The sequence below is a fragment of the Nocardioides sp. AE5 genome (assembly GCF_031844485.1).
In the GTDB taxonomy this organism is placed as follows: domain Bacteria; phylum Actinomycetota; class Actinomycetes; order Propionibacteriales; family Nocardioidaceae; genus Nocardioides.
Map to the genome: position 1 here is coordinate 345060 of NZ_JAUZVI010000001.1, position 20670 is coordinate 365729.

General features: G+C 70.1%; 20 protein-coding genes. 15 read left to right on the forward strand and 5 right to left on the reverse strand.

The features are described 5' to 3' along the window. The first annotated feature begins 10 nt into the window (after nt 1-10). Genes Q9R27_RS01585 through proC form a run of 3 tightly spaced genes read left to right on the forward strand, consistent with a single transcriptional unit; the run spans nt 11 to nt 3470 of the window. Nucleotides 11-1660, forward strand: a complete 1650-nt coding sequence (locus Q9R27_RS01585; protein WP_311250569.1) for a fatty acid--CoA ligase — start codon at nt 11-13, stop codon at nt 1658-1660. A gap of 52 nt (nt 1661-1712) precedes the next feature. After that, nucleotides 1713-2657: a proline dehydrogenase family protein gene (locus Q9R27_RS01590; protein ID WP_311250847.1), complete on the forward strand. Its 945-nt coding sequence runs from the start codon at nt 1713-1715 to the stop codon at nt 2655-2657. A gap of 9 nt (nt 2658-2666) precedes the next feature. Further along, the gene (gene proC / locus Q9R27_RS01595) at nt 2667-3470 is read left to right on the forward strand and encodes a pyrroline-5-carboxylate reductase (RefSeq protein ID WP_311250570.1); all 804 of its coding nucleotides are present in this window, start codon (nt 2667-2669) and stop codon (nt 3468-3470) included. Between the two features lie 31 nt (nt 3471-3501). On the opposite strand, the gene Q9R27_RS01600 is transcribed toward proC, so the two are convergent. Next, nucleotides 3502-4242, reverse strand: a complete 741-nt coding sequence (locus Q9R27_RS01600; RefSeq protein WP_311250571.1) for a lipoyl protein ligase domain-containing protein — start codon at nt 4240-4242, stop codon at nt 3502-3504. 95 nt (nt 4243-4337) lie between these two features. Beyond that, nucleotides 4338-5291: a tryptophan--tRNA ligase gene (gene trpS, locus Q9R27_RS01605; protein ID WP_311250572.1), complete on the reverse strand. Its 954-nt coding sequence runs from the start codon at nt 5289-5291 to the stop codon at nt 4338-4340. Between the two features lie 223 nt (nt 5292-5514). Between trpS and Q9R27_RS01610 the strand changes: the two genes are divergently transcribed. From Q9R27_RS01610 to Q9R27_RS01630, 5 genes are all read left to right on the forward strand, one after another. Continuing rightward, the gene (locus tag Q9R27_RS01610; RefSeq protein WP_311250573.1) at nt 5515-6717 is read left to right on the forward strand and encodes an acetoin utilization protein AcuC; all 1203 of its coding nucleotides are present in this window, start codon (nt 5515-5517) and stop codon (nt 6715-6717) included. 148 nt (nt 6718-6865) lie between these two features. Beyond that, nucleotides 6866-7066: a helix-turn-helix domain-containing protein gene (locus tag Q9R27_RS01615; protein WP_311250574.1), complete on the forward strand. Its 201-nt coding sequence runs from the start codon at nt 6866-6868 to the stop codon at nt 7064-7066. A gap of 354 nt (nt 7067-7420) precedes the next feature. Then, nucleotides 7421-7522, forward strand: coding sequence for a 30S ribosomal protein bS22 (locus Q9R27_RS01620; protein WP_008356322.1), 102 nt, complete (start codon nt 7421-7423; stop codon nt 7520-7522). 21 nt (nt 7523-7543) lie between these two features. Next, nucleotides 7544-8581 (forward strand): NAD-dependent epimerase/dehydratase family protein, encoded by a 1038-nt coding sequence (locus tag Q9R27_RS01625; protein WP_311250575.1) that lies wholly within the window; start codon nt 7544-7546, stop codon nt 8579-8581. Beyond that, nucleotides 8574-9713, forward strand: coding sequence for a lysophospholipid acyltransferase family protein (locus tag Q9R27_RS01630; RefSeq protein ID WP_311250576.1), 1140 nt, complete (start codon nt 8574-8576; stop codon nt 9711-9713). Before Q9R27_RS01625 ends, Q9R27_RS01630 begins: the two co-directional genes overlap by 8 nt. A gap of 81 nt (nt 9714-9794) precedes the next feature. Here the strand turns inward: Q9R27_RS01630 and Q9R27_RS01635 are convergent, their stop codons facing one another. From Q9R27_RS01635 to Q9R27_RS01645, 3 genes are all read right to left on the reverse strand, one after another. Next, complete coding sequence (locus Q9R27_RS01635) at nt 9795-10979, reverse strand: DUF5667 domain-containing protein (protein WP_311250577.1); 1185 nt, start codon at nt 10977-10979, stop codon at nt 9795-9797. Nucleotides 10980-11073: 94 nt separating this feature from the next. After that, nucleotides 11074-11727 (reverse strand): sigma-70 family RNA polymerase sigma factor, encoded by a 654-nt coding sequence (locus Q9R27_RS01640; RefSeq protein WP_311250578.1) that lies wholly within the window; start codon nt 11725-11727, stop codon nt 11074-11076. A 282-nt stretch (nt 11728-12009) separates the two neighbouring features. Then, nucleotides 12010-12897 (reverse strand): HAD-IB family hydrolase, encoded by an 888-nt coding sequence (locus tag Q9R27_RS01645; protein ID WP_311250579.1) that lies wholly within the window; start codon nt 12895-12897, stop codon nt 12010-12012. Nucleotides 12898-13242: 345 nt separating this feature from the next. On the opposite strand from Q9R27_RS01645, the gene Q9R27_RS01650 reads away from it, so the two are divergent. The 7 genes from Q9R27_RS01650 to Q9R27_RS01680 all read left to right on the forward strand — a co-directional run bounded on the left by Q9R27_RS01650 (nt 13243) and on the right by Q9R27_RS01680 (nt 20668). Further along, the gene (locus Q9R27_RS01650; protein ID WP_311250580.1) at nt 13243-13788 is read left to right on the forward strand and encodes a hypothetical protein; all 546 of its coding nucleotides are present in this window, start codon (nt 13243-13245) and stop codon (nt 13786-13788) included. A gap of 185 nt (nt 13789-13973) precedes the next feature. Further along, complete coding sequence (locus tag Q9R27_RS01655) at nt 13974-15530, forward strand: AMP-binding protein (protein WP_311250581.1); 1557 nt, start codon at nt 13974-13976, stop codon at nt 15528-15530. Continuing rightward, nucleotides 15527-15769 (forward strand): glutaredoxin family protein, encoded by a 243-nt coding sequence (locus Q9R27_RS01660; RefSeq protein WP_311250582.1) that lies wholly within the window; start codon nt 15527-15529, stop codon nt 15767-15769. Before Q9R27_RS01655 ends, Q9R27_RS01660 begins: the two co-directional genes overlap by 4 nt. Nucleotides 15770-15932: 163 nt before the next feature. Then, nucleotides 15933-16646 carry a redox-sensing transcriptional repressor Rex gene (locus Q9R27_RS01665; RefSeq protein ID WP_311250583.1) on the forward strand — a complete coding sequence of 238 codons (714 nt, stop codon included), beginning with the start codon at nt 15933-15935 and terminating at the stop codon, nt 16644-16646. 85 nt (nt 16647-16731) lie between these two features. Next, nucleotides 16732-18030 (forward strand): glutamyl-tRNA reductase, encoded by a 1299-nt coding sequence (locus tag Q9R27_RS01670; RefSeq protein WP_311250584.1) that lies wholly within the window; start codon nt 16732-16734, stop codon nt 18028-18030. Next, on the forward strand, nt 18027-18980 hold the full coding sequence (gene hemC, locus Q9R27_RS01675; RefSeq protein WP_311250585.1) for a hydroxymethylbilane synthase: 954 nt from the start codon (nt 18027-18029) through the stop codon (nt 18978-18980). The genes Q9R27_RS01670 and hemC overlap by 4 nt, the downstream gene beginning before the upstream one ends. Continuing rightward, on the forward strand, nt 18977-20668 hold the full coding sequence (locus Q9R27_RS01680) for a uroporphyrinogen-III synthase (protein ID WP_311250586.1): 1692 nt from the start codon (nt 18977-18979) through the stop codon (nt 20666-20668). The genes hemC and Q9R27_RS01680 overlap by 4 nt, the downstream gene beginning before the upstream one ends. Nucleotides 20669-20670: the final 2 nt, after the last annotated feature.

Genomic DNA, 20670 nt, shown 5'->3' on the forward strand with positions numbered 1-20670 from the left:
AGGAGGAACCATGCGCAGCACGATGCAGGACGACCAGCTCACCATCGGCGCCCTGATGCAGCACGGCACGTCGATCCACCCGGACTCCGAGGTGCTCACGGCCACCCCCGACGGCTTCCGGCGCACGTCGTACGCCGAGCTGGGCAAGCGGGTCGCGCAACTGGCGAACGGGCTGCGCTCCCTGGGCATCGACGGTGACCAGAGGGTGGCGACCTTCCAGTGGAACAACGTCGAGCACCTCGAGGCCTACCTGGCAATCCCCTCGATGGGAGCCGTGCTGCACACGCTGAACATCCGCCTCTTCCCCGAGCAACTCGTCTACATCGCGAACCACGCCGAGGACCGGATCGTGATCGTCGACGACTCCCTGGTCGGGCTGCTCGCCCCGCACCTGCCGCAGATGGCGACTGTCGAGCGGGTCCTGGTCGCCGGGCCCGACGCGGCCAGCGCCGACCTCGATGCACTGCGCGCCTCCGGCAAGGAAGTGCTGCTCTATGAGGACGTCTTGGCCGGCCAGCCGGAGACCTTCGACTGGCCCGAGGTGGACGAGCGCGACGCCGCCGCGATGTGTTACACCTCGGGCACCACGGGCAATCCCAAGGGCGTCGTCTACAGCCACCGCTCCGCCTGGGTGCACTCGCAGGCGGTCTGCACCGGCAACGTCGCCTCGCTCAACTTCGCCGACCGGATCCTGCCGATCGTGCCGATGTTCCACGCCAACGCCTGGGGCCTGGCCTATGCCGGCCTGCTCAGCGGTGCATCACTGTGCATGCCGGACCGCTGGCTCACCGCCGAGCCGCTGGTCCGGTTCATCCAGGCAGCCCGACCGACCATCTCCGGTGCGGTGCCGACCGTGTGGAACGACGTGCTCCAGCACCTGGACAAGAACCCCGGCACCACGCTGGACTCGCTGCGCCTCATCCTCTGCGGCGGCTCTGCCGTGCCGGTCTCGCTGCAGCAGGCGTTGCAGGAGCGGCACGGGCTGGTGGTTCGCCAGGCCTGGGGAATGACCGAGACCTCCCCGGTCGCCTCGGCCGGCTTCCCACCGATCGGTGTCGAGGGCGACGACCAGTGGGCCTACCGCGGCACCCAGGGGCGGGTGCTGGGCGGCGTACGGGCCCGGATCGTCGACGACCAGGGCGCCACACTGCCCAACGACGGCACCTCCGTGGGCGAGCTCGAGGTCCGTGGCCCCTGGATCACGGCGAGCTACTACAACTCCGACGACCCCGAGGCTGCCACGAAGTTCGACGGCGACTGGCTGCGCACCGGCGACGTGGGCACGATCGACGAGCTCGGCTACATCACCCTCACCGACCGGGCCAAGGACGTGATCAAGTCCGGTGGCGAATGGATCTCCTCGGTCGAGCTGGAGAACGCGCTGATGGCGCACCCGGCCGTGCTGGAAGCCGCCGTCGTCGGCATCCCGGACGAGAAGTGGCAGGAGCGGCCGCTGGCCAGCGTGGTGCTGCAGGAAGGCGCCCAGGTGACGCCCGCCGAGCTGCGCGAACACCTCGCGGCCGACTTCGCCAAGTGGCAGTTGCCGGAGAAGTTCGCCTTCGTCGACCAGGTCCCGCGGACCTCGGTGGGCAAGTTCGACAAGAAGGTGCTGCGCAAGGCCTACGCGGATGGCGAGCTGGAGGCCCAGTCCGTCGAGTGAGGCGAATGACCCCGCAGCGGGTGACGGTGCTTAGTAGCCTGTGACCATGTCCTTGCTACGTCAGCCGCTCCTGGCCCTGTCCCGCAGCGAGCAGGTGAAGAAGCTCGTCAGCACCCTGCCCGTCTCCTCCGACATCGTCGCGGGTTATGTGCCCGGGGAGACCACCCGGGAGGCGATCGACGCCACCGCCGCGCTGGTCGACGCGGGGCTCGCGGTCACCCTGGACCACCTCGGTGAGGACATCGCGGACGCGGAGCAGGCCAGCGCCAACGTGGCGGCGTACGTCGAGGTGATCGGGCAACTGAGCAGCCGTGGCCTGGCCCGCAGGGTGGAGGTCTCGGTCAAGCTGAGTGCCATCGGCCAGGCGCTGCCGGACTCGGCCGGGCCCGGCGGCGGGGAGAAGATCGCCCTGGAGAACGCCCGCGAGATCTGTCGCGCGGCCCGCAATGCCGGCACCACGGTGACCCTCGACATGGAGGACCACACCACCACCGACTCCACCCTGGCCATCCTGGGCGAACTGCGCCAGGACTTCCCGGAGACGGGTGCGGTGCTGCAGGCAGCGCTGCGGCGCACCGAGGACGACTGCCGCCGCCTGGCGCACATGGGCTCGCGGGTCCGGCTGTGCAAGGGCGCCTACGAGGAGCCCGAGTCGGTCGCCTTCACCGAGAAGATCGACGTGGACACCTCCTACGTGCGTTGCCTGAAGGTGCTGCTGCACGGGGGCGGTTATCCGATGATCGCCACCCACGACCCGCGGCTGATCGCCATCGCCTCCACGATCGCTGCGGAGGTCGGGCGCGAGCAGGGCACCTATGAGTTCCAGATGCTCTATGGGGTCCGCCCCGAGGAGCAGAAGCGGCTGGCCGCCACCGGCGAGACGGTCCGGGTCTACGTGCCCTATGGCAAGGACTGGTACGGCTATCTCATGAGACGTCTCGCGGAGCGGCCGCAGAACCTGTCATTCTTCGTCAAGTCGCTCGTCTCGAAGAAGTAGGTGCAACCCGTGGCGCAGATTGCCATCATCGGTGCCGGCGTGATGGGGGAGACCCTGCTCTCCGGCCTGCTCCGTGCCGGTGCCGCACCGGACTCGCTGCTGGTCGGCGAGAAGCGTGAGGCGCGGGTGCGCGAACTCGAGGAGACGTACGCCGTCACGGTGGTCTCCAACGTCGAGGCGGCACAGGGGGCAGAGACTGTTGCCCTGGTGGTGAAGCCGCAGGACATGGCCACCGTGCTGGAGGAGATCTCGCCCCACCTGCGAGCCGGGCAGCTCGTGGTTTCGCTGGCCGCCGGCATCACCACCGCCTTCATCGAGGCACGGGTCCCGGACGCCGTCGCGGTGGTGCGGGTGATGCCGAACACCCCGGCCCTGGTCGACGAGGGGATGTTCGCGATCTCGGCAGGCTCGCACTGCGACGACGAGCACCTCGCCCGGGCCGAGGGCCTGCTCTCTGCCACCGGACAGGTGGTGCGGGTCCCGGAGAAGCAGCAGGACGCGGTCACCGCGATCTCCGGCTCCGGCCCGGCGTACATCTTCTATGTGGTCGAGTCGATGGTCGAGGCCGGCGTCCACCTCGGCCTGCCCCGCGCGACCGCCACCGAACTGGTCATCCAGACGCTCTTCGGCTCGGCCAAGATGCTCCGCGAGACCGGCACCCACCCGACGGTGCTCCGCGAGCAGGTGACCTCACCCGGCGGCACCACTGCCGCTGCGATCCGCGAACTCGAGGTGCACAAGGTGCGCGCCGCCTTCCTCTCCGCGATGGAGGCCGCCCGCAACCGCTCCCAGGCACTCGCCGAGGGTTCCTGACCCACGAACGCTCACTCGTTGCGCCCCGGGATCACGCCACCCGGTGGTCGCCGACCAGCGCCAGCGCCGCGTCCAGCAACGCACTGTCCGCCGGCACCTCCACCAGCCCGAACCGATCGTCGTACGCCGCGAGCACCGCGTCCTCGACGTCCTGCGGGCTGGCACCCTCCTCGGCAGTGGAGCCGACTGAAGCTGGATCGAACGGCATTTCCAGGGCGGCATAGACCTGCGCCAGCAGCGGCTGCAGGACGGCCGTGTCGTCGAGGATCAGCACGGAACTGAAGAGCCAGGCGTCGCGGACCATTCGCTGCGCGGTCCCGATCAGCTTCTGGGTGCCGCGGACGTTGATCGAGTGCGCGCCGGGGCAGTATTCCCCGGGCACCTCGCCGACGCGCGCCGCGATGCCCACGCCTCGCAGGGCGTCGGCGAGCAGGGCGCCGTAGTCAGTGAAGCGCTCCTCCATGCCGGCAAAGACGCCCGGCGCGTGCTGCACGTGCTCGACGACGAGCGCCTGGCTGGTGCAGGCCACCGCCCGCCCACCGGCCGGGCGCACCACGGGGGTGAAGCCGGCCTCGCGACAGGCACGGACCGCCTCGCCGAAGCCGGGCCGGTTCGCGTCGCGCCGTCCGAAGGCGACCATCGGAGTGGGGCGATGGATGCGCAGCACGCTCTCGACAGCGCCGCTGCTCGCGGCCCGCAGCAGCGCATGGGTTGCCGCCATCTCGAGCGCGGGATCGGCGCCGTCGGCGACACGTCCTCGGATCAGGTCCACGCCGAAAACCTATCGGGTGGCCGGTCGAGCGAGAGTGCACCGGAAAACGTGCACCAGCTGCACATTATCCCGGTGCGCTGTGGCGCGCGGGCCGCTCAGGTGAGCCCCATCGCGGTCCGCGCTGCCGCCAGCACCGGCATCGTCACCTGCCGGCACCGGGCAGCACCCTCCTCGAACACCATCGAGACCGACGCGTCGTCGAGATCGGCATACCGGGCCCGGATCGGCGCCAGGGTCTCCACCACGGCATCGGTGACCGCGGACTTGAGGGCGCCATAGGTGGTGATCCCCTCCGCGGATCCGCCGCACGCCCCGAGGATCTCCAGCAGGTTGGTCACCCCCGGCTTGGCCTCGCGATCGGCGCGGACCGCATCCGGGCCGACCTCGGAGTCGGTCACCGCGCGCGCCACCGTGGCGCGGATGGCATCAGGCGTGTCGAGGATCCGGATCACCCCGGCGTCCGAGGCGCTCGACTTGCCCATCTTGGTGGTGGGGTCCGCCAGGTCCATCACCCGCGCACCCGTCGGCGGCACCACGATCTCCGGCACGGTGAACACCTCGCCATAGGTGCGGTTGAAGCGCAGCGCCAGGTCGCGGGTCAGCTCCACGTGCTGGCGCTGGTCGGCGCCGACCGGCACCTGGGCGGTGCGATAGAGCAGGATGTCGGCGGCCATCAACGCCGGATAGGTGTAGAGCGAGACGCGCGTCGTCGGCTGGTCACGGCCCTTCTCCTTGAACTGGATCATCCGGTTCAGCTCCCCGGTGTACGCCGTGCACTCGAGCAGGAAGGCGAGTTCGCTGTGCGCCGGGACCCGGCTCTGCACGAAGAGGGTGCTCCGGTCCAGGCCGACGGCCAGCATCAGGCGGGCCAGCTGGCGGGTCGCGTCGCGCAGCCGGGCAGGGTCGTGGTGCACGGTCAGGGCATGCAGGTCCGCCACGCCATAGAAGCAGTCGGCAGAGTCCTGGCCCGCAGCCATCGGGGCGAGCGCCCCGAGCAGGTTGCCCAGGTGCGGGTCGCCGGTGGGCTTGAGCAGGGACAGCTTGTTCACGGGTTCCTCCTGGGGTGGGCCCAGGGCGACCGGCGGTGAGCCGAGGTGGAGTGCCGCGCGAAATCAACGACGGCCGCCCGTGGGCGGCCGATTCGATGTGGGTGTGCGTCGAGGGGTGGTCCGCCGGGTCAGGCGGGCCACCACTGGGACGAGTACGTCGTGAGCACGCCACCACTGTGCCACATCCGCGGCGCCGGCCGCGCGACGGCGTACCCTGCGGGGCATGCCAACGCCCCGGTGTGCCGACTCGTCGGTGGTCCTCGACCCCGGCTTCACGGCGTACGACTTCGGGCCCGAGCACCCGATGTCCCCGGTGCGGATCGACCTGACCATGCGGCTGGCCGAGGGGCTGGGCGTCACCGGGCCGGAGGGGCTGCGCGTGGTGGGTGCCGCCCCGGCGACCGACGCGCAGTTGCGCACCGTGCACGGGCAGGGCCTGATCGACGCGGTACGCCGTTTCGGTGCCGACCCGGTGGGCCAGGACCCGGAGCACGGCCTGGGCAGCGAGGACAATCCGGTCTTCGCCGGGATGCACGAGGCCGGGCAAATGGCGGTCGGCGCGACCCTGGAGGCGGTACGCCGGGTGTGGACCGGCCAGGACCTGCACAGCGCGAACATCATGGGCGGGTTGCACCATGCGATGCCGGACCGGGCGAGCGGGTTCTGCATCTACAACGACATCGCCGTGGGCATCCAGTGGCTGCTCGACAACGGTGCCGAGCGGGTCGCCTATGTCGACGTCGACGCCCACCACGGCGACGGCGTGGAGCGGATCTTCTGGGACGACCCCCGGGTGCTGACGATCTCCCTGCACGAGACCGGGGAGAGGCTCTTCCCCGGCACCGGCTTCGTCCAGGACCAGGGCGGGCCGCGGGCGCCCGGCAGTGCGGTCAACGTCGCCCTGCCCGCTGGGACCGGTGACGGCGGATGGCTGCGCGCGTTCCATGCCGTCGTGCCGCAGGTGCTGCGGGCCTGGCAACCGCAGGTCCTCGTCACGCAGCACGGCTGCGACTCGCACCTGCGCGACGAACTCTCCCACCTCGAGTTGAGCCTGGATGGCCAGCGCGCGGCCACCCTGGCGCTCCACGACCTGGCGCACGAACTGGCCGGGGGACGGTGGGTAGCGACCGGTGGCGGCGGCTATGCACTGGTCGACGTGGTGCCGCGCGCCTGGACGCACCTGCTCGCCGTCGTCGCCGGCCAACCGCTGGACCCGGCCCTGGCCACGCCGCCGGAGTGGCGTGACCATGTGCGCACGACGCTCGGCGTGGTTGCCCCGCACCGGATGGGGGATGGGAGGAATCCGGCCCATCGCGACTGGAGCTCGGGGATGAACCCGGACAATGCGCTCGACCGGGTCATCCGGGGGGTGCGGCAGGCGATCTTCCCGCTGCATGGCATCGATCCGTGGGCGGACGCCTGGTGAGTCGCGCAACGCGACACGCCGGGCAACATGAGTTTTTTCCTGTCCAGTCTTCCCCATTGGTCACATCAGGCTCTATTCTCACGAGAACGAGCACGTGAAGCACCGGTGGGGAAGCCGGTGGCGTGCGCGGGGAAAGTTGTGGTGTGACATGGCCGGTTCGGGAGACATTTCCGAAGTGAAGTTCCTGACGATCGCCGAAGTGGCGACGACGATGCGGGTCTCCAAGATGACTGTCTATCGCCTGGTGCACGGTGGCGACCTGCCCGCCGTCCGGGTCGGCCGGTCCTTCCGGGTCACCGAGAAGGACGTCAACGAATATCTGCAGCGGAGCTTCTTCGACGCCGGCTGATCCGAGGAGTGAGCCGGAGGTACGCCGAGGAACGAGGCGTGCCGGAGGCGAGCCCCGCAGGACGTCAGCCGTAATGGGCGCCGGCTGATCCGAGGAGTGAGCCGGAGGTACGCCGAGGAACGAGGCGTGCCGGAGGCGAGCCCCGCAGGACGTCAGCCGTAATGGGCGCCGGCTGATTGGCGAGCCCCGCAGGCCGTCAGCCGTGGCGGGGGCCGGCTGATCCAGCGGTACGCCGTGCGGTCGCATCGTGAGCATCCGACCGCGATTTTCAGGTGTCCACCCATTGACCGATAGGCTGTGCAGGTCGCCGCGGCCCCATGTCGTGGTCGACCCGTTGGCTCTGGAAGGAAAACAGTGGGTTCTGTCATCAAGAAGCGCCGCAAGCGCATGGCGAAGAAGAAGCACCGCAAGCTGCTCAAGAAGACGCGCGTCCAGCGTCGCAAGCTCGGCAAGTAAGGCCCGAGGGAGCTCGACGCCATGGGCAGGGTCGTGCTGGTCACCGGGGTCTCCCGGGACCTTGGCATGCGGCTTGCGCGGAATCTCGCGTCCGACCCGGCCGTTGAGCGCGTCATCGGTGTGGATGTCGTCCCGCCCCGTGGCAACACGGCGGGGGTCGACTTCATCCGCGCCGACATCCGCAATCCCGTGATCGCCAAGGTGATCGCCAAGGAGGACGTCGAGACCGTCGTCCACATGAGCGTCATCGCCACCCCCGGTGGCGTCGGCGGTCGCGGGACGATGAAGGACCTCAACGTCATCGGCACCATGCAGCTGATGGCGGCCTGCCAGCGCGCCGAGAGCCTGAAGCACCTGGTGGTGAAGTCGACCACCACGGTGTACGGCGCGAGCAGCCGCGACCCGGCGATGTTCACCGAGGAGATGAACCCGAAGCGCACCCCACGCTCCGGGTATTCACTCGACGCGTTCGAGGTCGAGGGCTATGTCCGCGGCTTCGCCCGCCGCCGCCCCGACGTCCGGGTCGCCACGCTGCGCGCGGCCAACGTGATCGGCCCCGACGTGACCAGCCCGATCACGCAATACTTCAAGCTCCCGGTGATCCCGAGGGTGCTCGGCTTCGATCCTCGCCTGCAGTTCCTGCACGTCGACGACCTGATCGCGGTGTTGCGCCATGCTGTCCTCGGTGACGCCTCGGGGACCTTCAACGTGGCCGGCGACGGCATCATCATGCTCTCCCAGGCGATCCGCCGGATGGGACGGGCATCGGTTGCCCTGCCCCCGTTCGCGGTCGGTGGACTCGGCTCGGCGCTGCGCCGGGCGGGACTGGCCGACTTCTCGCCGGAGCAGCTGGCCTTCCTCACCTATGGCCGCGGTGTCGACACCGTGCGGATGCGCACCGAACTGGGCTTCGAGCCGCGCTACACCACGGCGACGGCGTTCGCGGACTTCAGTTCCTCCCTGCCGGCCGGGATCCTTGCCCCGGGCCGTCCTGCGTCGCCCGACACCGTCCTGGCCGGGCTCTCCAACCAGTTAACCAAGGGAGGCGCTCGTGGGTGACGCGGAGATCATCCCGATCGGCACGCGTGGACGCCCCGGTCGGGGCAGCGGCAGCCAGCGCCCGTCCTCGGCGGCACGCCAACTCGCGGGCACGTCGCGCAAGGCGAAGTCGCCCGCCCCGAAGCCGTCGGATGAGCCGGTGATCGAGACCGCCCAGGCCGACCCGGACGCGGTCGAGCCCGTCATCGAGCACACCCGACCCCCGGCGGAAGCAGCAGCAGAGCCGTCGCCCCGGGACGGCATCCCGATCGGCGACTGGTTGGCTGCCCTCAACCAGGCGGCCCGCGAGGTCTTCGGCGCCGACTGGGAGCCCCGCCTGGCCGAGTTCCTGGCCTTCCTGCGTCGGCGCGTCACCGGCGAATACACGGTCGACGAATACGGCTTCGACGCCGAGATCACCAGCCGGTTCTTCATGGCCGTGCTGCGCCCGATCGCGCAGAAGTGGTTCCGGGTGGAGGTCCGTGGCCTGGAGAACATCCCCACCGATGGCGGCGCGCTCGTGGTCTCCAACCACTCCGGCACCATTCCGGTCGACGGCCTGATGACCATGGTCGCCCTGCACGACCACGCCGGCCGGTCCCTGCGCCCGCTCGGCGCCGACCTGGTCTTCCAACTCCCCATCGTGGCCGGGCTGGCCCGCAAGGGCGGCGCCACGCTGGCATGCAACGCGGACGCCGAGCGGATGCTGCGCCAGGGTGAACTGGTCGGCGTCTGGCCCGAGGGATTCAAGGGGATCGGGAAGCCGTTCTCCGAGCGCTACAAGCTGCAGCGCTTCGGGCGCGGTGGCTTCGTCAGCGCCGCGATGCGCACGGGTGTGCCGATCATCCCGCTCTCCGTGGTCGGAGCGGAGGAGATCTATCCGCTGGTCGGCAACGTGCCCTCGCTGGCCCGCCTTCTCGGCATCCCCTACATCCCGATCACGCCGTTCTTCCCGCTGCTCGGCCCGCTGGGCCTGGTGCCGCTGCCGTCCAAGTGGATCCTCGAGTTCGGTGAGCCGATCCGCACCGACGAATACGACGAGTCCTCGGCCGATGACCCGATGCTGGTCTTCAACGTGACCGACCAGGTCCGCGAGACCATCCAGCAGACGCTCTACCGCCTGCTGACGAACCGCCAGTCCGTCTTCTTCTGACGGCTGAGCTGCGATTCAGGGGGCGCTGACGTGTCGATCACAGTCACCTGGTGACTGCAGGCGACACGACAACGACACGTGTCAGTCGCCGGACGGGTCCTCGGTGTTGTTGCCGCCGCCGAGCAGGCCGGTGACCGGGCTGAGCAGCCCCTCGACCACCGGGGCCAGCGGCGTGATCACCGGGCCGAGCAGGCCGTCCTTGCCGAGGAGGGCCTCCCCGCCGGCGGTGAGCGCGTCCTGGAGGTCCTTGGCTGCCTTCTCCGCCCGCTCCCGGTTGGTCGGCTTGGGCGAGTCGGACGGCGTACCCGGGTCGACCTGGTTGAGCAACCGCTCGAGTTCGTCCACGTCGATCACGTCATTGCCGACCGGCTGCATCGGCTGGTCAGGCTCGGCGGACTCGGTCGGCTCCTGCGTCGGGGCGGCGCTGGGGCCGTCGGACTCGGTGCTGGGCAGGGCCTGCGGAGCGGTCTGGAAGCCGCTCATCCCCTTGAGCAGGCGCAGCGGGATGTCGAGCAGTTCGCCCTCGCACTCGGGGCAGGCGCTGGCGACCCGCGAGTCGATCCCGACCAGGGTCAGCACGGCGTTGTTGAGCGCATCGACCGCACTGGAAGGCAGCAGCGACTCAAGGGCGCTGAGGCGCGCCATCGACGAGGTGGCGAACTCGCGCAACTCGGCGAGCTGGGCCGTGTCACCGGACTCGGCGAAGTTGGCGAAGCTCAACTCGGCGGCCCGCGACGCGTCCTCGGAGAAGTCGTTGAGGGTGGAGCTGAACGGAGCAGTGTTGCTGGAGTCCAGGCGTCCGGCCATCTTCTCGATCTCGCCCAGGCGTCCGTCGGCGTTCTTCATCAACGCGTTCGCCTTGGCGCCGTCGTTGATGGTGAGCGTGGTCTGCGCTCCCTCGATGGCCCGCTTGATCGGGTAGAGCGTGTCGCCGGGCAGGGCGCCCTGCGAAGCGACGGCAACCGAGGAGGTGGCGCCGATGGCGACCACGGCACCGGCCAGGACGGCGATGCGGCGGTCGCGGCGCTGCGGTGTCCGCTTCTCGATGACGAGCTTGCGGCCGGTCTCGCTCAAAGCGGTCTCGGCCTCGACCAGCAACTGCTCGCGCAGGCTGGCGACGAACTCGGGGCGGGGAGTGGGAGCCTCCACCGAGCGCATGGCGCCGACGACCTCGAGCAGGTCAGCGTTGCGGCGCGCTGCATCCTGCGTGCCGGTCTCGCCGTCCACCAGGGCAGCGAACTCCTCGGCGCGACGCTGTGCCGCCATGAAGGAGATCATCGCTCGTCCTCGCTCGTCTCGTGGTCCATCAACCGGATCAACGACGGGCCGGAGCGGGAGGTTACGCGGTGAGATGCACGACTCACTGGTCCCTCATTCCCGCTGGCAACAGCTTGGCCAGGTTCCGTACGCCGCGCAGCTGGAGCTGCTTCACGGCGCCGTCGGAACGGTTCAGCACCTGGGCCGTCTCGGCGATGCTCATCCCCTGCAGGAACCGCATCACCAGGCACTCCTGCTGCTCCTTGGGGAGTTGCTGCATGGCCTCGAGCAGGAGTTCGTTGTTGAGCGCCGCGAGCACCGCGGTCTCGGGGCCCTCGGTCGCGTCGTCGTGGACGCCCATGTCCTCGGTGGTCAGCTCGAGGCGGGTCCGGCCGGCCTTGAAGTGGTCGGTGGTGAGGTTGCGGGCAATGGTCATCAGCCAGGCGCCGAAGTCCTTGCCCTGCCAGCGGAAGCTGTTCATCGAGCGCAGGGCCCGGAAGAAGGTCTCGGAGGCGAGGTCCTCGGCCAGGGTCTGCGAGCGGGTCCGATAGAAGAGGAACCGATAGACCGCCGGGTGGTAGTGGTCGAAGAGCATCCCGAAGGCTTCCTTGTCGCCCCCACGGGCGAGCTCGACCAGGGCGATCAGGCGCTCACGGTCGGCCTCGTTCTCCTCCGAGGAGGCGGCCAGCCCGGAGTCGCCGTACGACGTGTCGGGGCCCTTGTCGTTGTCGGCGGAGGGCCGGTTGTGGGCGGCCACGCTGGCCAGGACCTGCTCGTGGGCCGACGGCGCGTGCTGCAGCGGGAAGGCGTGGGCCAGGTGTGGCTCCGCGATGAGGAGATCGCGAATCGCCTGGCGCAGGGCGTCGAGCCCTCGAGCCAGTGGCGCGTCTCCTCGTTGCAGCTTGATGGCGTTCCCTCCCGCGGATCTCCCCTATCCGTCGACCCACAATAGGGGAGGTCGGCGGTTCTGGGAACCCGTCTCGGGCGGTGCGGCCGGTGCCCTGGCCCAGATGGGCCATGCCGGGATAGTCCTTTCGGGTCAGGAGCGGCTGCGGCGCAGCGCCGCTCCCGCGGCCAGTGCCCCGGAGACCGCTCCTGCTGCGGCGCCGACCAGGAGGGTGGCGCGGGCGGCCTTGCGCCCGGTGCGGTAGTCGCGGATCCGCCACCCGTTGGCCCGGGCGTGTGCGCGGAGCGCGGCGTCGGGATTGATGGCGACCGGGTCGCCGACGAGGCTGAGCATCGGCAGGTCGTTGGCCGAGTCGCTGTACGCCGAGCAGCGGCTGAGGTCGAGGCCCTCCCGCTCGGCCAGGGCCTTGATCGCCTCGGCCTTGGCCGGACCGTGCAGCATGTCGCCGACCAGTTGCCCGGTGTAGACGCCGTCCACGTGCTCGGCGACCGTGCCCATGGCTCCGGTGAGGCCGAGGCGGCGGGCGATGATCCGGGCGATCTCGATCGGCGCGGCGGTGACCAGCCAGACCCGTTGGCCCTCGTCCAGGTGGAGCTGGGCCAGGGCGCGGGTGCCGGGCCAGATCCGGTGCGCCATCGCCTCGTCGAAGATCTCTTCGCCCAGTTCCTCCAGTTCGGCGACGGTGTGCCCGGCGATGAAGCTCAGCGCGGAGTTGCGGGCCTCGGCCACGTGCTCGGGGTCCTCCACCCCGAAGAAGCGGAAGTAGGCCTGTTTGTACGCCGCCCCGGCAATGTCGCGGGTGGTGAAGAACTTGCGCCGATAGAGGCCGAGCGCGAAGTGGAAGATGCTCGCGCCCTGCATCACCGTGTTGTCCACGTCGAAGAAGGCGGCGGCCGTCGGGTCGGCCGGATGCTCCAGCGCAGTCTCCACCTCGGTGCTCGCCGCGGCCGCCTCCCCAGCAAGCTGGGAGCGGCGCTTCAGGTCGCGTCGGGCCGGGCGCGGTCGGGGTTTGTCCGTCACGGATTCAGCCTACCGAGCCGCAGGCGCTGACGCATGTCATCACGCTGTCCGGGGAGGCGCGCGATCTGGTCGACGTTCGCGGAGTCGGAGAAGGCTGTGAGGCGGTGCTTTCAGATCGTCGCCGGAAAGTCATTTGGGCTATGCCGCCGGGAAGGTGCAGGGTCTATGCTCCTGCTCAATTCTGTTGGTGTGGCGGGACGAAGCGGGCCCTGCGGGTCTTGTTCTGGGCGCCGTGCGTGGTCCTGAAGTTCGTTGTGCTGTCCCGGTGGTTGCTGGGGTGTCGTTGGTGGCGGGGTTGTCGGCGTTTCCGATGGTGGCCGGTAGCCAGAGAGGCAGGAATAGGCCATGGCAGTAGTAGGCAGTGGCCCCTCGCTTCCTATTCACATGCACTGGGCGGAGGAGCATGAGGTCTTCGACAATCTAGCGGAACTTGGTCAGACTCTGCAGTTCGTTATCGAGGGCGAGTTTAGAAATTCTGAGCCCATTCCTGATTTTAGAGATTCCAAGGGGCGCCGTTTCCGTGTGTTAGTCATGTCCCTAGAGGTTGTGCTGTGTGTTGAAGTTGACGAGAAGTATCATCCGTCGCAGCTGTCTCTCGCTTCAATAGAGGGTTCGGAGGGAGTCGTATTCGAGCACTTAGACGGCGCAATTCACCGAATATTGACCTTCAGTGAAGATTCAGAAGTGTTCACTGCGGCAATCCCTGATCAAGGTAACAGTTCCTTCCGGGCTTCCGAGTTCGACGCGGCTCCTCCGAGCCTTTCTTGGTCGGAATTTGACGCACTCTGGTTCAAGGCCGTAGATCCGGCTCCCCCGCTCAATTTAATAAAGGAATTTCGCTCCGCGATTATCGGGTTCGTTTCGCGCTATACGGGTCGTCGTCAATCCTGACCTGACTTCGGGATCCTTCTCGTCGACCTGCGCTCGAAGAGGACGAAGTTCCCCAGGACCCTGGGAGCTGGCTGGCAGGGTGGCGATCGAGGCAGGCCACCCGAACGCGCGGAGGGCTGAGGAGACTGCGGAATCGACCCTCTGATCCGGCCACGGCATGCGACACCGTGTGGAAGGATCGGTGCATGACGAACTCGGTTGCCCAACTCCTCGCCGACGCCGCCCGTGACCTGCCCGACGAGACCGCCCTGGTCGATGCCACCAGCGGACGACGCCTCACCTGGCGCGAACTGGACGCGGACGTCGACGCGGTCGCGGCCGGGCTGGGGGAGCAGGGCCTGGTCGCCGGTTATCGGGTCGTGGTCGCGATGGGCAACCGGATCGAGTTCGTCACGGCGTACCTGGGCACCTTGCGGGCGCAACTGGTGGCCGTTCCGATCAACCCGCGCTCCACCGGCGCCGAGATCGCACACGTGCTCACCGACTGCGGTGCGCGCGTGGTCCTCGCCGACGGCTCCTGCGTGGACGCGGTGCGTGACGCGATGACCGAGCGCGGCGACGTACCGGCACCGCGGGTCTTCGTCGTCGATGCCGACCCGGTCGGGGACGAGCGTCCGTGGGCCGACCTGCCTGTCGAGTCGGCCGGCGCGCTGCCTGCGCCGCTGGACCGCGAGGCGTTGGCCGCCCTGCTCTACACCAGCGGTGCCTCCGGTCGCCCCCGCGGCGCGATGCTCACCCACCGGGCGCTGCTGGCCAACATCGAGCAGATCGCTGCCGTCGAGCCGCCGATGCTGGCTCCCGGCGACGTCGTCCTGGGCTTGCTGCCGCTCTTCCACGTCTATGGCCTCAACGCCGTCCTGGGCGCCACGTTGCGGATGCGCGCCCGGCTCGTGCTCACCGACGGCTTCCACCCCACCGGCACCCTCGACCTGGTCGAGGACGAGGCGATCAGCGTGCTGCCGGTCGCCCCGCCGGTCTTCCCGTCCTGGCTGGCCCTCGACGACCTTGCCGAGCGGTTCGGCCCGGTCCGGGTGGTGCTCTCCGGGTCGGCGACCATGCCGGCCGAGACGGTCGAGGAGTTCCAGGCGAAGGCCAAGGTGCCCCTCCACCAGGGCTATGGCCTGACCGAGGCGGCCCCGGTGGTCACCTCCACCCTCTGCCAGCCCGAGCCCACCCTGGGCTCCCTCGGTGCGGTGCTGCCCGGGGTGGGGTTGCGACTCAAGGACGAGGACGGCCACCCGCCGGAGGGGTCCGACCCCGGCGATGTGGAGATCCGCGGGGACAACCTGTTCAGCGGCTATTGGCCCGACGGCGACGAGGCGCCCGACGAGGACGGCTGGTGGCCCACCGGCGACGTCGGCTTCCTTGAACCGGACGGAGCGCTGACCCTGGTCGACAGGCGCAAGAACCTGGTCGTCGTCTCCGGCTTCAACGTCTATCCCAGCGAGGTCGAGGAGGCCATCGGCGAGGTCGCCGGGGTCAGTGCCGCGGCCGTGGTCGGCGCCCCCGACGAGGCCACCGGCGAGGCCGTCGTCGCGTACGTCGTCTCCACCGGCGACCCGGCCCAGGTGGAGCAGGCGGTCCGCGAGCACGCCGCCACCAGGCTCGCCCGCTTCAAGCAGCCGACGACCATCCACGTGGTCGACGAGTTGCCGCTGACCGTCACCGGCAAGGTGCAGCGGGGACGGCTCCGTGCCGCCGCGCGCCGACTGGCCGCACCGCTGGTCGAGGAGCCCCGGTGAGCGTGCCCCGGGTGCGGCTCTATTCCCGGCCCGGTTGCCACCTGTGTGACGACGCCCGGGTGGTGATCGCCCGGGTCTGTGCGGACCTGGGCGAGGAGTTCGACGAGGTCGACATCGACAGCGACCCCGAACTCCTGGAGCGCTATGGCGAGGAGATCCCGGTGACCCTCGTCGACGGCGCCCAGCACGACTTCTGGCGCGTCGACGAAGGTCGCCTGCGGGCCGCGCTCGCCGGTTGACCCACCCCCGGGTGAGTGAGACATCTCACCTGTGGTAGCCGCCTCCCGCTCTCGTTTTGTTCTTCCGTTCACAAACTCCTAAAGTGAGCGGCGTCGCAGGGATCTGGGCCCACATTCCAGTGGGTCCATGAGGAGTGCCCGGCGGCCACTGGAGACGAGAAAATTGACCCCACGGACGTCCGCGACGAGCAGCCCTGAGCCGGTTGCGACCGCCGACGCGAGCGCGGGCCAGCGTCCGGGAGGCCGCGAGATCCCGGAGGCGACGATCTCCCGCCTCCCGATCTATCTGCGTGCCCTGACCGGACTCGTCGAGCGCGGCACCGACACCTGCTCCAGCGAGGAACTCGCCGCCGCGGCCGGCGTGAACAGCGCCAAGCTCCGCAAGGACCTCTCCTACCTGGGCTCCTACGGCACCCGTGGAGTCGGGTACGACGCGGCGTACCTGCACTACCAGATCGCCCGCGAGATCGGCCTCACCCATGACTGGCCCGTGGTGATCGTCGGCATCGGGAACCTGGGCCAGGCGCTGGCCAACTATTCCGGGTTCCGCTCCCGCGGCTTCCGCGTCGTCGGGCTGCTGGACGCGGCCCCCGAGCTCGCCGAGCACCAGGTCGCCGGCCTGCCCGTGCGCCCCTTCGCCGAACTCGCCGGCGTCGTCCGTGAGCAGGGCGTCGCGATCGGCGTCATCGCCACCCCGGCCGCCGCAGCCCAGGACGTCGCGGACCAGATGGTCGCCGCCGGGCTGACGAGCATCCTCAACTTCGCGCCCACCGTGCTGGCCGTGCCCGAGGGCGTCGATGTCCGCAAGGTCGACCTCTCCATGGAACTGCAGATCCTCGCGTACCACGAACACCGCAAGGCGGAGGCGCTGGCATGAGCACGAGGAGAGGAAGCGTAGGTATGGCGAGGTACGAGCTGTGCCGGAGCGAGGCACCGCAGTGCTCAGGCAAGGAGGGCACAGCATGAGCATCCTTGTCGTCGGCATCTCCCACCGCACCGCCTCGGTCGACGTGCTCGAGCAACTCACCCTCGACCACAACGGCGTCGAGAAGCTGATCGCCGACGTGGCGGCCTGCGAGCACGTCACCGAGGCCACCGTGATCGCCACCTGCAACCGCCTCGAGATCTATGCCGAGGTGGAGCGCTTCCACGGCAGCGTCGAGGAACTCTCCCGGCTGCTGTGCGAGCGGGGCGCACCGGTGCGACCGACCGAGGAACTGCTGCCGAACCTCTACGTGCACTACGGCGACGGCGCCGTCTCCCACCTCTTCCACGTCGCCTCCGGGCTGGACTCGATGGTCGTCGGCGAGGGCCAGATCCTCGGCCAGACCCGCGACGCCCTGCGCCAGGGGCAGGAGGCCGGCACCGTCGGCCCCGCACTCAACACGCTCTTCCAGCAGGCGCTGCGGGTCGGCAAGCGCTCCCACGCCGAGACCGAGATCGACCGCGCCGCGCCGTCGATGGTCACCGCCGCCCTGGACCTGGCCGTCGTCGAGGTCGGCGCGATCAGCGGCAAGCAGGTCGCCGTGGTCGGCGCCGGCACGATGGCCGGCCTGGCCACCGCCACCGTGGCCCGCCTCGGGGCTCGCACCACGGTGCTGAACCGGACCTTCGAGCACGCCGAACGGCTCGCCCACGACTACCAGGCCCGGGCACTGCCCCTGGCGGAACTGGACGCTGTGCTGGCCACCGCCGACGTGGTGATCTCCTGCACCGGCGCAGCCGGCACCGTGGTCACCGCCGACCAGGTCGCCGACGCCCGCGCCGGGAACGACGCCCCGCTGGCCTTCATCGACCTGGCCCTGCCCCGCGACATCGACGAGGCCGTCGAGGCGCTGCCGGGCGTCACCGTGATCGGCCTGCGCCGCCTCTCCGGCGAGCTCGCCGACAGCGACGGGGCCCGCGAGGTGGCCGGCGTACGGGCGATCGTGAGCGAGGAGATCGCCGCCTTCTCCCACGCGCGGCGCCAGGCCAGTGTCACCCCGACCGTGGTCGCGCTGCGCACCATGGCGACCGGTGTCGTCGACGCCGAGATCGAGCGCCTGCTGGGCCGCCTGCCCGACCTGGACCCGACCGCCCGCGCCGAGGTGGAGATGGCCGTACGCCGTGTCGCGGACAAGCTGCTGCACCAGCCGACCACCCGGGTCAAGGAACTGGTCAACGAGGCCGGGACCGTCTCCTATGCCACGGCCCTCGCCGAACTCTTCGCCCTCGCCCCGGAGGCCGTCGACGCGGTCACCAGTGTGGAGCGCCACCCATGACCACGACCGCCAAGACCCTGCGCATCGGCACCCGCGCCTCCCTGCTGGCCCGCACCCAGTCCGGCCAGGTCGCCGACATGATCGCCGAACGCCTCGGCGTACGGGTGGAACTCGTCGACGTCACCACCGAGGGCGACACCAGCCGGGCGCCCCTGCACACCCTGGGCGGCACCGGCGTCTTCGTCAGCGCACTGCGCGACGCCCTGCTCGACGGCACCGTCGACGTCGCGGTCCACTCACTCAAGGACATCCCGACCGCCCCGGCCGAGGGCATCGAACTCGCCGCGGTGCCGCCGCGCGAAGACCCCCGCGACGTGCTCGTCGCCCGCGACGGACTCACCCTGGGTGAGCTCCCCGCCGGCAGCGTCGTCGCCACCGGATCCCCGCGCCGCGCCTCGCAGTTGAACGCGCTGGGCCTCGGGCTCGAGGTGGTCGGGCTGCGCGGCAACATCGACACCCGGCTGGCCAAGGTCACCGACTGCCACGCCGACGGCGTGATCCTGGCCCGTGCCGGACTGGCCCGGATCGGCCGACTGGGACTGGTCACTGAGAGCATCGACCCGCTCCAGATGCTCCCCGCCCCGGGCCAGGGAGCACTCGCGATTGAATGCCGCAGCAACGACCCCGAGCTCGCCGCGCAACTGCGCGAGCACCTCGACGACCCGTGGACGCGGGCCGCGGTCACCGCCGAGCGCGCCGTGCTGCGCACCCTGGAGGCCGGTTGCTCGGCCCCGGTCGGTGCGCTGGCCGAGGTCGTCGACGACGAGGACGGCCCCGAGGTGTGGCTGCGGGCCGTCGCCCTGGCCCACGACGGCTCGGTGAGCATCCGTCGCTCGGCGAACGGCCCGTTCGCGGAAGCAGAAGAAGTGGGCACCCGGCTCGCGGCCGGGATGCTCGAAGAAGGCGCAGCAGAACTGATCGACCCACCAGGTAGAAGGCAGCAGGCATGACGACTGGATCGAAGACCAAGAGCATGGCGACCCTCCCGGCACAGGCGAAGGGGTGGGTGGCGTTCGTCGGCAGTGGCCCCGGCGACCCCGACCTCCTCACGCTGCGTGCAGCGAGCCTGATCCGTGAGGCCGACGTCGTGGTCACCGAGCTCCCCGAGCACGAGCAGATGGTGCGGGCGGTGCTCGGCCTCCCCGAGCCGACCCTGGTCACCGACGAGGACGGCAACGAGGTGCTCAGCGACGTCGGCGGACCGGAGTTCGTCGACGGCGGCTTCGGCCAGGACGGCCAGCCGCTGACCCACGCCAACCGCGCCAAGGTCGTGGTCAAGCAGGCCAAGCGCGGCCTGCGCGTGGTCCGCCTGATGAACGGCGACCCGTTCTTCTATGCCTCCGGCCCCGAAGAGGCCCAGGCCTGCACCAAGGCCGACATCGGCTTCGAGATCGTCCCGGGCGTCTCCTCGGCCACCGCCGTCGCGGCGTACGCCGGGGTCCCGCTGACCACCCGCAACAGCCGGGAGGTCTCCGTGGTCACCTGCGGCGACAACAAGGTCGACTGGGCCAAGTACGCCGACAACCGGACCCTGGTCCTGCTCTCCGCGGTCGGCTCCATCGGCGAGATCGCCAAGGAACTCGTCGCCGCCGGCCGCTCCGCGACCACCCCGGTCGCGATCACCCAGTCCGGGACCAGCACCCGGCAGAGCACCCTCACCTCGACCCTGGAGCGGGTCGCCGCTGACGCCCGCGCCGCCAAGGTGGCGCCGCCGGCGCTGATCGTGGTCGGCGACGTGGTCAACCTGCGCGAGACGCTCTCCTGGTTCGAGACCAAGCCGCTCTTCGGCTGGCGCACCCTGGTCCCGCGGACCAAGGAGCAGTCCGCCTCGCTGACCGCCGGCCTGCGTGCCTTCGGCGCGGTGCCCGAAGAGGTGCCCACCATCTCGGTCGAGCCGCCGCGCAACCCGCAGCAGATGGACAAGGCCGTCCGCGGCCTGGTCGAGGGCCGCTATGAGTGGATCGCCTTCACCTCGGTGAACGCGGTCAAGGCGGTCCGCGAGAAGTTCGAGGAGTACGGGCTCGACGCGCGGGCGTTCTCCGGGCTGAAGATCGCCGCGGTCGGCGACAAGACCGCCGGCGCGATCGCGGACTGGGGCCTGCGGGCCGACCTGGTGCCCTCCGGGGAGCAGTCGGCTGCCGGCCTGCTCGCCGACTGGCCGCCGTACGACGACGTGCTCGACCCGATCAACCGGGTCTTCCTGCCCCGCGCCGACATCGCCACCGAGAACCTGGTGGCCGGCCTGATCGACCTAGGCTGGGAGTGCGACGACGTGACGGCGTACCGGACGGTGCGCGCCACCCCGCCGCCGGCCCCGACCCGCGACGCGATCAAGACCGGCAAGTTCGACGCCGTCGTCTTCACCTCCTCCTCCACGGTCCGCAACCTGGTCGGCATCGCCGGCAAGCCGCACGCCTCCACGGTGATCGCGGTGATCGGCCCGGCCACGGCGAAGACCGCGGAGGAGCACGGCCTGCGGGTCGACGTGATGGCTGCCAAGCCGTCGGTCGAGGACCTGGTCGACGCCCTCGCGGCGTTTGGTGCCAGCCGCCGTGCAGACCTGATCGAGGCCGGACAGCCGGTGACCAAGCCGTCGGACCGGAAGCCGTCGGCCCGCCGGCGCGCGACCAGCAGCTGACC

Excerpts from the sequence above, each read along its gene's own strand:
- Q9R27_RS01585 (WP_311250569.1), top strand. The coding sequence starts at position 11 with ATGCGCAGCACGATGCAGGACGACCAGCTCACCATCGGCGCCCTGATG.
- Q9R27_RS01610 (WP_311250573.1), top strand. The coding sequence starts at position 5,515 with ATGCCAACGCCCCGGTGTGCCGACTCGTCGGTGGTCCTCGACCCCGGC.
- Q9R27_RS01615 (WP_311250574.1), top strand. The coding sequence starts at position 6,866 with ATGGCCGGTTCGGGAGACATTTCCGAAGTGAAGTTCCTGACGATCGCC.
- Q9R27_RS01625 (WP_311250575.1), top strand. The coding sequence starts at position 7,544 with ATGGGCAGGGTCGTGCTGGTCACCGGGGTCTCCCGGGACCTTGGCATG.
- Q9R27_RS01635 (WP_311250577.1), bottom strand. The coding sequence starts at position 10,979 with ATGGCGGCACAGCGTCGCGCCGAGGAGTTCGCTGCCCTGGTGGACGGC.
- Q9R27_RS01650 (WP_311250580.1), top strand. The coding sequence starts at position 13,243 with ATGGCAGTAGTAGGCAGTGGCCCCTCGCTTCCTATTCACATGCACTGG.
- Q9R27_RS01655 (WP_311250581.1), top strand. The coding sequence starts at position 13,974 with ATGACGAACTCGGTTGCCCAACTCCTCGCCGACGCCGCCCGTGACCTG.
- Q9R27_RS01670 (WP_311250584.1), top strand. The coding sequence starts at position 16,732 with ATGAGCATCCTTGTCGTCGGCATCTCCCACCGCACCGCCTCGGTCGAC.
- hemC (WP_311250585.1), top strand. The coding sequence starts at position 18,027 with ATGACCACGACCGCCAAGACCCTGCGCATCGGCACCCGCGCCTCCCTG.
- Q9R27_RS01680 (WP_311250586.1), top strand. The coding sequence starts at position 18,977 with ATGACGACTGGATCGAAGACCAAGAGCATGGCGACCCTCCCGGCACAG.